Source organism: Streptomyces sp. MK37H (assembly GCF_018035285.1).
In the GTDB taxonomy this organism is placed as follows: domain Bacteria; phylum Actinomycetota; class Actinomycetes; order Streptomycetales; family Streptomycetaceae; genus Streptomyces; species Streptomyces endocoffeicus.
Window position 1 is genome coordinate 1 of record NZ_JAAAYH010000283.1, and the last position, 12039, is coordinate 12039.

The 12039-nt window shown below is 73.9% G+C and carries 4 protein-coding genes; 2 read left to right on the plus strand and 2 right to left on the minus strand.

Annotation, left to right across the window (positions count from 1 at the left end):
- Positions 1 to 4: 4 nt before the first annotated feature.
- Positions 5 to 8566 carry a type I polyketide synthase gene (locus tag GWI24_RS30565; protein ID WP_247617091.1) on the plus strand — a complete coding sequence of 2854 codons (8562 nt, stop codon included), beginning with the start codon at positions 5 to 7 and terminating at the stop codon, positions 8564 to 8566.
- A 250-nt stretch (positions 8567 to 8816) separates the two neighbouring features.
- On the plus strand, positions 8817 to 10013 hold the full coding sequence (locus GWI24_RS30570) for a cytochrome P450 (RefSeq protein ID WP_210949119.1): 1197 nt from the start codon (positions 8817 to 8819) through the stop codon (positions 10011 to 10013).
- A gap of 22 nt (positions 10014 to 10035) precedes the next feature.
- Here GWI24_RS30570 and GWI24_RS30575 read toward each other — a convergent pair whose 3' ends face one another.
- Together GWI24_RS30575 and GWI24_RS30580 are read right to left on the minus strand one after the other, a co-directional pair.
- Positions 10036 to 11436: a YihY/virulence factor BrkB family protein gene (locus GWI24_RS30575; RefSeq protein WP_308344139.1), complete on the minus strand. Its 1401-nt coding sequence runs from the start codon at positions 11434 to 11436 to the stop codon at positions 10036 to 10038.
- A 217-nt stretch (positions 11437 to 11653) separates the two neighbouring features.
- Positions 11654 to 12039, minus strand: a 386-nt coding sequence (locus tag GWI24_RS30580) for a hypothetical protein (protein ID WP_210949120.1), incomplete at its 5' end; no start/stop codon positions are given.

The following is a 12039-nucleotide window of genomic DNA, read 5'->3' on the forward strand; positions in this document are numbered from 1 at the left end:
GAGCATGGCCGAGGGCGGCGGGTTCGTGTTCACGGGCCGGATCTCCACCCGTACGCATCCATGGCTGGCCGACCACATGGTGCTGGACCGGGTCCTGGTGCCGGGCGCGGCCCTGCTGGAGCTCGTGCTGGGGGCCGGGCAGCACATGGGCGCCGAACGGCTGGACGAGCTGGTCCTGCACACCCCGCTGACCGTGCCGTCCGATGACACCGCCCTCGACATCCAGGTGGGCATCGACACGGCGGACGAGCGGGGCGCGTGCGCCGTACGGCTGCACTCCCGGCCGCACCGCCCGGAGCAGGACGACGATCCGGCGGACTGGGTGTGTCATGCCACGGGGACTCTGACGGCCTCCGCGTCGTCGCCCGGTGACGAGCACACGGACACGGAGCCGGAGGCCGAGGCCCAGTGGCCGCCCACCGGCGCGGAGCCGGTGGACATCGACGCGTTCTACCAGCGGCTGGCGGACCACGGCTATGGCTACGGCCCGGTGTTCCAGGGCGTGCGTGCCGTATGGCGCCGGGACGAGGAGCTGTTCGCCGAGGTGCGGCTGCCGGAGTCGGCCGCCGGTGACGCGGACCGGTTCGGTGTGCATCCGGCGCTGGTGGACGCGGCGTTGCAGACGCGGTTGGTGGGGCTCCTGGAGGGCGAGACGGAGCGGATGATGCCGCTGTCGTTCTCCGGGGCGCGGCTGTATGCCACGGGCGCGACCGTCGCGCGGGTGCGCACAGCGCCCACGGGGCCGGGCGGAATCTCGGTGCGGATGACGGACCTCGCCGGACTGCCGATCCTCACCGTCGACGAGGTGGTCTCGCGGCCCCTTGCGGCCGACGCGCTGACGGTCGCCACCGGGACGGCCCCGGACGCGCTCTTCGAGGTCACGTGGACGCCGCTGCCCCTCCGGCCGTCCGAGGCCACGGAGCCCATGGCGGTGCTCGGCACTGCCCTGCCCGACGCCTCCGACGCACCCGACGCACCCGTCCATGCGGATGTGGCCGCGCTCCTCGCCGCCGTACGCACCGGCGTACCCCTGCCCCCGCTGGTGGTGCTGCCCGCTCTCTCGGTACAAGCCCCGGACGATGTCGCCGACGTGCCCGCCACCAGCCGCGACCGCCTGGCGGCCGTGCTGGCGACGGTACGCGAATGGCTGAGCCATCCCGAACTCGAGGGAACCCGGCTCGCGTTGGTGACCCGGGGCGCGGTGGCCGCTTTCCCGGGTGAGCGGGCCGAGCTGGCGCTGGCCGGGGTGCGGGGGCTGTGGCGTTCGGTGTGCTCGGAGCACCCGGGCCGGTTCGCGCAGGTGGATCTGGACGGTGCGCCCGAGTCCATGGCCGCGCTGACCGCCGCCCTCGCCACCGGTGAGCCCGAGCTCGTGGTGCGCGCCGGAGCGGTGTCCGTGCCCCGGCTGGGCCGGGTCTCGCCATCGGGCGCCGGAATGCCGGCGGCCCCCGAAGGGGCCTGGAGTCTGGACCTGGACACCGGAGGCACCGTGGAGGGGCTGCGGCTCGTGCCCGCTCCGGGTGTCGAGGAGCCCCTGGCCGCGGGCCAGGTGCGGATCGCGGTGCGCGCCACGGGCGTCAACTTCCGTGACGTACTGGCCTCGTTGGGCGTCGTCCCCAGCGGTGAGCCCAGCGGTGAGCCAAGCGGTGAAGCGCTCTTCGCGGCCGAGGGCGCCGGTGTGGTGCTGGAGGTCGGCCCCGGTGTCGACGGCCTCGCGGTGGGCGACCGGGTGATGGGGCTGGTGTCGGGCGCGTACGCGGGCCCCGTGGCGGTGGCCGACGCCCGGATGGTCGTGCGGATGCCCCACGGCTGGACGTTTCCGCAGGCGGCGTCGGTACCCGCCGTGTTCCTGACCGCGTACTACGCCCTGGTCGAGCTGGCCCGGGTGCGCGCGGGCGAGTCGGTTCTGGTGCACGCCGCCGCGGGTGGCGTGGGGATGGCGGCGGTACGGCTGGCGCGCCATCTCGGGACCGAGGTGTACGCCACCGCGAGCGAGCCGAAGTGGCCCGTGGTGCACGGCATGGGCGTTCCGGCCGAGCGGGTGGCGTCGTCGCGCACCCTGGAGTTCGCCGACCGCTTCCTGACCGCGACCGACGGCCGGGGCGTCGATGTCGTACTGAACTGCCTGGCCGGGGAGTTCATCGACGCCTCGCTGACGCTGCTGCCGCGCGGCGGCCGGTTCATCGAGATGGGCAAGACGGACGTCCGGGACGCCGAGGAGGTGGCCGCGCGATGGCCGGGCGTCGGCTATCGGGCGTTCGACCTCGCCGAGGCCGGGGCGGAGCGGCTGGGCGCGATGCTGGCCCATCTCGCCGAGCTGTTCACGGCGGGTGTACTGGCGCCACTGCCGGTGACGGCGTGGGACACCCGCCGGGCGCGGGAGGCGTTCCGCCACATCAGCCAGGCGCGCCACACCGGAAAGGTGGTGCTCACTCCGCCCCGGGACGCGATCGACGGCACCGTGCTGATCACCGGTGGCACGGGCGTCATCGGCTCGGCGGTGGCCCGGCATCTGGTCACCCGCCATGGCGTCACCGACCTCGTCCTCGTCGGCCGCCGTGGCCCGGACACCCCCGGAGCGCGCGAACTCATCGCCGAACTGGTTGAGTTGGGCGCGACGGCCCGGGTGGTGGCGTGTGACGTGACCGACCGCGCGGCGCTGGGCACGCTGCTGGACGGCCTGCCCAGGCTGCGCGGTGTGGTGCACGCGGCCGGGGTGCTGGACGACGGTGTGGTCTCCGCGCTGACCCCCGAGCGGCTGGACACCGTGCTGCGCCCCAAGGCGGACGCCGCCTGGTATCTGCATGAGCTGACCCGGGACCGGGATCTGGCGCTGTTCGCGCTCTTCTCCTCGGCCGCCGGGGTGCTGGGCTCGGCGGGCCAGGGCAACTACGCGGCCGCCAACGCGTTTCTGGACGCCCTCGCCCGGCACCGCCGCGACCAGGGCCTGCCCGCACACGCGCTCGCCTGGGGCCTGTGGGGCGAACGCGGCACGATGACCGGTGGCCTGGGCGCCACCGACCTCGACCGGATGCGCCGTCAGGGCGTCCGGCCGCTCACCACGGACCAGGGGCTGGCGCTCTTCGACGCGGCCATACGGGCACCCCGCGCGCTCAGCGTTCCGGTGCGGCTGGATGTGGCCGCGCTGCGCCGCCACGGCGAGCCCGCACCGCTGCTGCGCGGGCTGGTCCGTACGACGACGGTCCGGCGCGGCGCCGCCAACACGGCCACCGGCGGCGGGCTGCGGGATCGCCTGGTCACGCTGCCCCCGGCGGACCGCGAACGCACGCTGAGCGACCTCGTACGGGCCCAGGCCGCCGTGGTGCTCGGGCATACGGGCGGTGACGCGGTGGCCGGGGACCGCTCCTTCAGGGACCTGGGTTTTGACTCGCTGACCGCCGTGGAGCTCCGCAACCGGCTGGGCACGGCCACCGGGCTGCGGCTTCCGGTGACCACCGTCTTCGACCATCCGACCCCGGCCGCGCTGGTGGCCGAGCTGCTGCGGCTCCTGGCACCGGACGGCGAAGCCACCTCCGCCCGGCCCGCCGCCCCCGCGTCGGCCCATGCGGCCACGACAGCCGATGACGACGACCCGATCGCGATCGTCGGGATGAGCTGCCGCTTCCCCGGCGGGGTGCGCTCGCCCGAGGAGCTGTGGCGGCTGCTCGCCGAAGGCCGGGATGCCATCGGCCCCTTCCCCGACGACCGCGGCTGGCACGCCGAGCTGGGCCGCCCCGGCGCGCCCGGGGACGGGGACTACGCGCCGGCCGGTGGCTTCCTGTACGACGCGGCCGACTTCGACGCCGAGTTCTTCGGCATCTCGCCCCGTGAGGCGCTGGCCACCGACCCCCAGCAGCGGCTGCTGCTGGAGACCACATGGGAGGCGTTCGAACACGCGGGCATCGACCCCACCGCGCTGCGCGCCACCCCGACCGGGATCTTCGCCGGGCTGATCTACAACGACTACGCCACGCGCTTCCCCCAGCAGCTGGCCGACGGCTTCGAGGGCTATCTCGGCAACGGCAGCGCGGGCAGCGTGGCCACCGGCCGGGTGGCCTACACCCTCGGGCTCGAGGGCCCGGCCATCACCGTGGACACCGCGTGCTCCTCGTCCCTGGTGGCGCTGCACCTGGCCGCGCAGGCGGTACGGCAGGGCGAATGCGGCCTCGCGGTGGCCGGTGGGGTGACGGTCATGTCGACCCCGCGGCCGATCGTCGAGTTCAGCCGGGTCGGCGGGCTCGCCCCCGACGGGCGCTCCAAGGCGTTCGCCGCCGAGGCCGACGGGATGGGCTTCGCCGAGGGCGTCGGCATGCTGGTGGTCGAGCGGCTGTCCGACGCCCGCCGCCACGGCCACCGGGTGCTGGCGCTGCTCCGGGGCTCCGCGCTCAACCAGGACGGCGCCTCCAACGGCCTCACCGCGCCCAGTGGTCCGGCCCAACAGCGCGTCATCCGGCAGGCGTTGGCGAACGCGGGCCTCACGGCGGCCGATGTGGACGTGGTCGAGGCGCACGGCACGGGGACATCGCTGGGCGACCCGATCGAGGCGCAGGCCCTGCTCGCCACGTACGGCCGGGACCGGCCCGCCGACCGGCCGGTGGTGCTGGGCTCGGTGAAGTCCAACCTCGGCCACACCCAGGCGGCGGCCGGGGTCGCGGGCGTCATCAAGATGGTGCTGGCCCTGCGGCACGGCGTCGTACCCCGCACCCTGCACGCCGAACGCCCCACCGAGCGGGTGGACTGGACACCGGGTGCGCTGCGGCTGGCCACGGAGAACGAGGACTGGCCCTCGGCCGGTGGGACACGGCGCGGCGCGGTGTCGTCGTTCGGGATCAGCGGCACCAACGCCCATGTGATCCTGGAGGAGGCACCGGACGCCGACGTCGCCACTGAGCCGATGCCGGTGGCGGTGCCGTGGGTGCTCTCGGCGAAGAGCGCCGACAGCCTGCGCGACCAGGCCCGCAGGCTGCGGGAGCGGCTGGCCGCCGAACCGGATCTGGCGCCCGCCGATGTGGCCCGCTCGCTGCTGTCCCGGGCCGTCTTCGGCCGGCGCGCCGTGGTGATCGGCCGCACCCGGGAGGACTTCCTGGACCGGCTGGCGGCGCTCGGCCGTGGCGAACCGGCCACCGGTGTGGTGCGGAGTGTGTCCACGGACCGGTCCGTGGACGCCGACCGGTCGGGGCCGGTGTTCGTGTTCCCCGGGCAGGGCTCGCAGTGGGCCGGGATGGCGGCCGAACTCCTCGACGCCTCAACGGAGTTCGCCGAGTCGTTCGACGATTGCGCCCGGGCGCTGGCCCGGTATGTGGAGTGGTCACCGCTCGATGTGGTGCGCGGACGCCCCGGCGCGCCGTCGGTGGACCGCGTCGATGTGGTGCAGCCGGTGCTGTGGGCCGTCATGGTGTCCCTGGCGCGGGTGTGGCGGTCCCATGGGGTCGAGCCCGCCGCGGTGGTGGGGCATTCGCAGGGCGAGCTGGCGGCGGCGTGTGTCGCGGGGGCGCTCTCGCTGGAGGACGCCGCCCGTGTCGTCGCGCTGCGCAGCCGGCTGATCGGAAGCGAACTGGCCGGGCGGGGCGGCATGGTCTCGCTGCCCGTGCCGGTGGACGAGGCCGGGAAGCTGGTGGCGCCCTGGGGCGAGCGGATCTGCGTGGCCACCGTGAACGGGCCCGGCTCGACCGTGGTCGCCGGGGACGCGGCGGCGCTGGACGAGTTGATGGCGGCGTGTGAACGGGACGGGGTGCGGGCGCGCCGCGTCCCGGTGGACTACGCCTCGCACACCCCGCAGGTCGAACGGATCCGTGAGCGGCTGCTGGAGCTGGCCGCGCCCATCACACCCCGCCCCGGCGAGGTGCCGATGTACTCGACGGTGACCGGCGCCCTCCTCGACGGCGCGAGTGCCGACGCGGAGTACTGGTACCGGAACCTCCGCGAGACCGTACGGTTCGAGCAGGCGACCCGCGCCCTGGCCGACGCCGGGCACACGGTGTTCATCGAGGTGAGCCCGCACCCGGTACTGATCCCCGGGATCGAGCAGACGGTCGAGGAGCGGATCGAGCGGACGCCGCGAGACACTTCGGCGGACCGCGCGGCCGTGGTGGTGGGCACGCTGCGGCGGGACGAGGGCGGCCGGGAGCGGCTGCTCACGGCGCTCGCGGAGCTGTTCGTGGCCGGAGGCGCGGTGGCGTGGGCGACCGCGTTCGACGGCGGGCGGCCCGTCGATCTGCCGACGTACGCGTTCCGCGCGCGGCGGTACTGGCTGGACGCGCCCGAGCACACCGGGGACGTGGGCGGCGCCGGACTCACGGCGGTGGGCCATCCGCTGCTGGCGGGGGCGGTGACCCCGGCCGGGAGCGACACGGTGCTGTTCACCGCGCGGCTGTCGCAGACCACTCACCGCTGGCTCGCCGACCACGCGGTGCTGGGCGGTGTGGTACTGCCCGGCAGTGTGTTCCTCGACTGGGCGCTGTACGCGGGGCGTACGGTCGGCTGCCCGCACCTGCCCGAACTCACCCTCCAGGAGCCGCTGTTCCTCCCCGCCACCGAGGCGGCCCACCTCCAGATCCAGGTGGGCGAGCCCGATGAGGAGGGCCGGCGGAAGCTCACCGTGCACTCCCGCCCCGAGCCGGCGGCCGGGGACACGGCAGCGGGATGGACCTGCCATGTGCGGGCCGTCGTGGCACCGGGTCCGGCGAGTCCGGAGGACGGTCAGGAGGGCGGTGGCACGGTCGCGTTCGCCGAGATGGCGGGCGTATGGCCGCCGCCCGGTGCCCGCGCTGTCGGCCTGACGGGCTTCTACGACCGGCTGGCGTCCGACGGCTTCGACTACGGCCCGGCCTTCCGCGGTCTGCGGTCGGCCTGGCGACGCGACGGGGAGGTCTTCGCCGAGGTGGCCCTGGGCGATGGGGCCGGCGGTGGGCCGGTGGACGGCTTCGCGCTGCACCCCGCGCTGCTCGACACCGCCCTGCACGCGATCGGCCTCGGCGGGTTCTCCGACCGGGCGGAGTCGGCGGGCGCGCCGATCCGGATGCCGTTCTCCTGGACCGGCGTCCGGCTGCACTCCACCCCGGACACCGCCCCGCCCGCCACCGTACGGGTACGGCTGTCAGCCGTCGGCCCGGATGCCATCGGCGTCCATCTCACGGGCGACGACGGTCAGCCGCTCGCGCGCATCGATGAGTTGACGCTGCGGCCGGTGTCCGCGGACCGGTTGCAGGCGGCCGCGGAGGAGCGTGCGGCCCGTCCCGTACGGCGTGAACGGCCGGGCCCCCGGCCGCAGGACACCGCCGCCGCCCAGCGCGTCCTGGACGCCGCGCCCGAGGAGCGGGAGCGGCTGCTGGCGGACCTCGTCCGGGAACAGCTGCGCGCGGTGCTCCACCACGAGGCGGGCGCGGAGATCGGCCCGGACACCGAGTTCCTGGCGCTCGGCATGGACTCGGTGCGCGGGATCGATCTGCGCGACCGGCTCGCCACGCTGCTCGGGCTCCGGCTGTCGGCCACGGCGACGTTCGAGCACTCGACCGTTGACCGGCTCGCCGGGCACCTGGCCACCCTGGTGGACGGCCGGGCCGCCGTCCGGCCGAGCGCTCCCGTGGCCGATGACACCACGCCCCCGGAGCAGACCGCGCCCGAGACCGCGCCCGAGACCGCGCCGGACGGCTCCGCGCCGCCGCCGTCCGCCATCGAGCTGGAGCTGGCGAAGGCCACCGCGGCCCCGGCGTCGGACCCCTACGACAGCCTCACCACCCTCTACCACCAGGCGTACGCCAGCGGCCGGGCCCAGTCGGTGGGCATGGCGCTCATCCAGGCCGCGGGACGGCTCCGGCCGTCCTTCACCGCCGAGGACGCCGCCGACCACATCCTCCCGCCGGTGAAGATGGCGAGTGGCGACGGCACCCGGGCCACTCTGGTGTGTCTGCCCGCCATCACCGCCACCGCCGGGCCGATCCAGTACGGGATGATGGCGCAGATGTTCGAGGGCAGGCGGGATGTCCTCTCGCTGGTCAACCCCGGTTACCTCGAAGGCGAGTTGGTGGCCGAAAGCTTCGACGCCCTGATCGAGTTGCACCTCCACCAGCTGCGCGCGGCCCTCGGCGCCGAGCGCTACGTCCTGGTCGGCCACTCCATGGGCGGGCTGCTCGCCTACGCCCTGGCGGAGCGGGCCGAGCGGGCGGGGCTACCGCCCGGCGCGGTCGTGCTGCTCGACACCTTCGAGGCCACCCACCAGTTCTCCGAGAAGACCCACATCGCGCTGAACGAGGGCCTGGACTCCCGGGAGCAGCTGCTCGGCGACTTCGCGCTGACCGGAGCCAAGCTCTCGGCGAGCGGGCGCTACAACGCGCTGCTGATGGAGGAGTGCGCCCTGCGGCCCGTCCAGAGCCCGACGTTCTTCCTCAGCGCGGCCGAGCCCATGCCCCACCAGGCCGAGGGGTTCGAGGGCGACGCGTGGCGCGCGGCCTGGCCCTTCCCGCACACCGCCCAGGCCACCCCGGGAGACCACTTCACGATCATGGAGCACCACCTCCCCGAGACCACCGAGGCCATCGAGAACTGGCTCACCGAACGCGGTCTGTGACCGCGTCCGCCCCAGCCCACACCGTCCCTCACGCCGTCGAAGCGTGCCGCCCAAGGGGTTGTTCGACAGATCGTGACGCCTGCGGCGGGCTGTTCCCCTCCCCGCCCCTTCCCTCAACTGGGGCTCCGCCCCAGACCCCGGGTCCAGGGGCGAAGCCCCTGGTAGCGGGAAGGGGCGGGGAGGGGAAAGATCCGCCGGACACCCCGTGAACCCGCCACCCAAACCCGCCGCCGAAAGGACCTACGCCACCATGACCCTGCCCGCCTTCGAAAGGCTCGTCCCGCCCGGTACGGACATCGTCTCCGACCCGTACCAGCTCTACGCCATGCTGCGGGAGCAGGGCCCGGTGCACCGGGTGCCCAGCCACGGCACGGACGACGTCTGGCTGATCGTGGGCCATGAGGAGGCCCGCGCCGCCCTGACCGACCCCCGGATGAGCAATGACATCCGCCACTCCTCCTCGTGGCAGGACGACGGGGGCAACGCCATCGGGCTGAACATGCTCCAGACCGATCCGCCGGACCACACCCGGCTGCGCAAGCTGGTGGCGCGGGAGTTCACCGCCCGCCGGATCGAGGCCCTGCGGCCGCGCATCCGGCAGATCGCCGACGAGCTGCTGGACGCCATGCTCCCGCTCGGCCGGGCCGATCTCGTGGAGGCGTTCGCCATGCCGCTGCCGATGGCGGTGATCTGCGAACTGCTCGGCGTACCGGCGGCCGACCGGGCCGACTTCCGCGGCTGGTCCGGCGAGATCGTCTTCCCCAGTGGCCCGGAGGCCGCGGGCGCCGCCGTGGCCGCCATGACCGGCTATCTGGCCCGGCTCATCGAGGCCAAGCGGGAGGCGGAGAGCGACGATCTGCTGTCCGCCCTGGTGCGCACGATGGACGAGGACGGCGACCGACTCTCGTCCGAGGAGATGCTCGGCATGGCCTTCCTGCTGCTGGTCGCCGGGCATGAGACGACCGTCAATCTGCTCTCCAACGGCACCTGCGCGCTGCTGCGCGCCCCCGAGCAGCTGGCCGCGCTGCGGGCCGACTACGCGCTGCTGGACGGCGCCGTCGAGGAGATGCTGCGCTACGACGGCCCGTCGCAGTCCACGGCGCACCGCTTCACCACCGAAACCGTGGAGATCGCGGGCACCAAGATCCCCGCGGGTGAGCCGGTCCTGGTGCTGCTCGGCTCGGCCAACCGCGACCCGCGGCGCTTCGCCGAGCCCGACCGCTTCGACATCCACCGGGACGCCAGGGGCCACCTGGGCTTCAGCCACGGCGTCCACCACTGTCTGGGCGCGCCGCTGGCCCGGCTGGAGGCCACGATCGCGCTGCGGGCCCTGCTGGAGCGGTGTCCGGACCTGGCCCTGGACACCGACCCGGACACCCTCGCCTGGCGCCCCAGCATGATGCGCGGCCTCCTGCGGCTGCCGGTGCGGTTCGCCCCTGCGGGGTAGGGCGCGGCGCGTCAGCGCGCGGTCAGCGCACCGGGTGGTCGTCGTCCGCCGCGGTGTCGTCCCTGGCCGTGGCGTCGTCCTGGGCGGCGGTGCCACCGGCGGCGGTGTTGTCCGTGGCGCCGCCGTCCGCGCCGTCCGCCGCGGACCGCACCTCCGGACGCCTCGGCCCCTGCCGGGGCGTCCGGGGCTCCCCGGCCGCCTTCCCCGAGGGCTGTGTCCCCGTCGGCTGTGCCGTCCCCGAGGGCTGATCGGCGGGCCGACCGGCGGCCTTCCCGGCCTTCCCGGCGGCCTTCTCCCCCGGCTTCTCGCCCGTCTTCTCCCCCGCCTCGCGCTTCGTGTGCAGCCGCGAGCGTATGTCGCCGTGCGGCAGGAACTGGGCCCAGCGCTCGGGGAACTCCGACGGCGGGGTGATCTCCGCCGCGCCGTCGTCCGTCGTGCGCTGCTCCCTCGCCCGCAGCCGGGCCGCCTCCTCCCGGGCACGGGCGGCGCGCTCCGCACGCCCGGCGGCCGTGGCCACCGAGGGCCAGACCCGGTCGATCGCGGCGTTGACCGCCGCCCCGACCAGCACCGCGAAGGCGGACACCCCGATCCACAGCAGCACCGCGACGGGTGCGGCGAGCGAGCCGTAGATCGTCGGGCCCTCGACCGTATGCACCAGGTAGATCCGCAGCAGAAAGCTGCCCAGCACCCATATCGCGAGGGCCACCAGCGCTCCCGGGATGTCCTCCGGCCACGGTGAGCGCACCGGTACGGACACGTGGTAGAGCGTGGTCAGGAAGGCGATGGAGAGCACGATCACCACCGGCCAGTACAGGACCGGTACGAGATCCCCGCTCGACGGCAGCAGATCCACCACCGCCTCCGGCCCGATCACCATCAGCGGCAGCGCCACCGCCCCGATCACGAGCGCCACCAGATAGAGCAGGAAGGACAGCAGACGGGTCCTGACGATCCCGCGCTTCCCCTCCAGCCCGTACATGATCGTGATGGTGTCCACGAACACGTTCACCGCGCGGGAGCCCGACCACAGGGCGATGGCGAAGCCCAGCGAGATCACATCGGGACGCCCGCCCTTGATCACATCGTCCAGCAGCGGCCGGGCGATCTCCTTGACGCCCCGATCGGACAGCACGGTCGCGGAGGCGTCGAGGATGTTCTGCCGGATGGTGGCCACCGTGTCGGTGCTGGTCCAGGCGTCGAAGTAGCCGAGCAGCCCGATCAGGGCGAGCAGCAGGGGCGGGAGCGACAGCAGGGTGAAGAAGGCCGCTTCGGCGGCGAGCCCGGTGACCCGGTACTCCATACAGGAATTGATGGTGTCCTTCAGCAGCAGCCAGGCCATCCTGCGCTTGGACACATTGCGGTACAGGGCGCGGGCCTTGCGGAGCCGGCCGGGCGGCTTCGATGTTTCTTCTGCTGGCTGCACCTTCTCACCGTATCGGGGGTTTTCACCGCCGCTCATCCGGTGACCAGGCCGAATCGCCGCAAAAGACCGCCGCACAGGTGTTGGCGGAGGGGATGCCGCGCCGACTCGGCACCACCCTCCGCCCACCGGGCCCACTGTCCGTGCCGGATACAGCCATGCGCAAAGGTTGCGCCGCGTTGCAGCCGGCCGGCCGGTCGGTGGGAGCTAGTGCCGCGGGTCAGCAGCCTCCGCAGTTGTAGTAGGTCACGTCCCAGTGGTTGCTCTCGCGGGCGTAGATGTTGCCCGAGCCGGACTTGTACTGCTGGGCGCCGTCACCAGGGCGCGGGCCGATGTTGGTGAAGGTGCCGGTGATGTAGTTGCTGAGGCAGCTGGTGGGGCTGAAGTCCAGCTTGTAGCCGTTCCAGTGGCTGTACGTACCGGAGGCGTGCCCGGTCTCCGTGCCGCCGGTGATGGTGAGCGCGCAGCCGGTGGCCCCCTTCAGGGTGATGGCACCCTGCACGGTGGTCAGGTTGATCTGCTCGAACGAGGTACAGCTGGGGTTGTTGCGGTCCGAGCAGCCCCCGCTGGAGGTCCAGGAGATCCCGGCGCCGCGCAGCCGGTTCG

Bases quoted from the DNA above. Each gene is read 5' to 3' on its own strand.
- GWI24_RS30570 (WP_210949119.1), top strand. From the start codon at position 8,817: ATGACCCTGCCCGCCTTCGAAAGGCTCGTCCCGCCCGGTACGGACATC.
- GWI24_RS30565 (WP_247617091.1), top strand. From the start codon at position 5: ATGGCCGAGGGCGGCGGGTTCGTGTTCACGGGCCGGATCTCCACCCGT.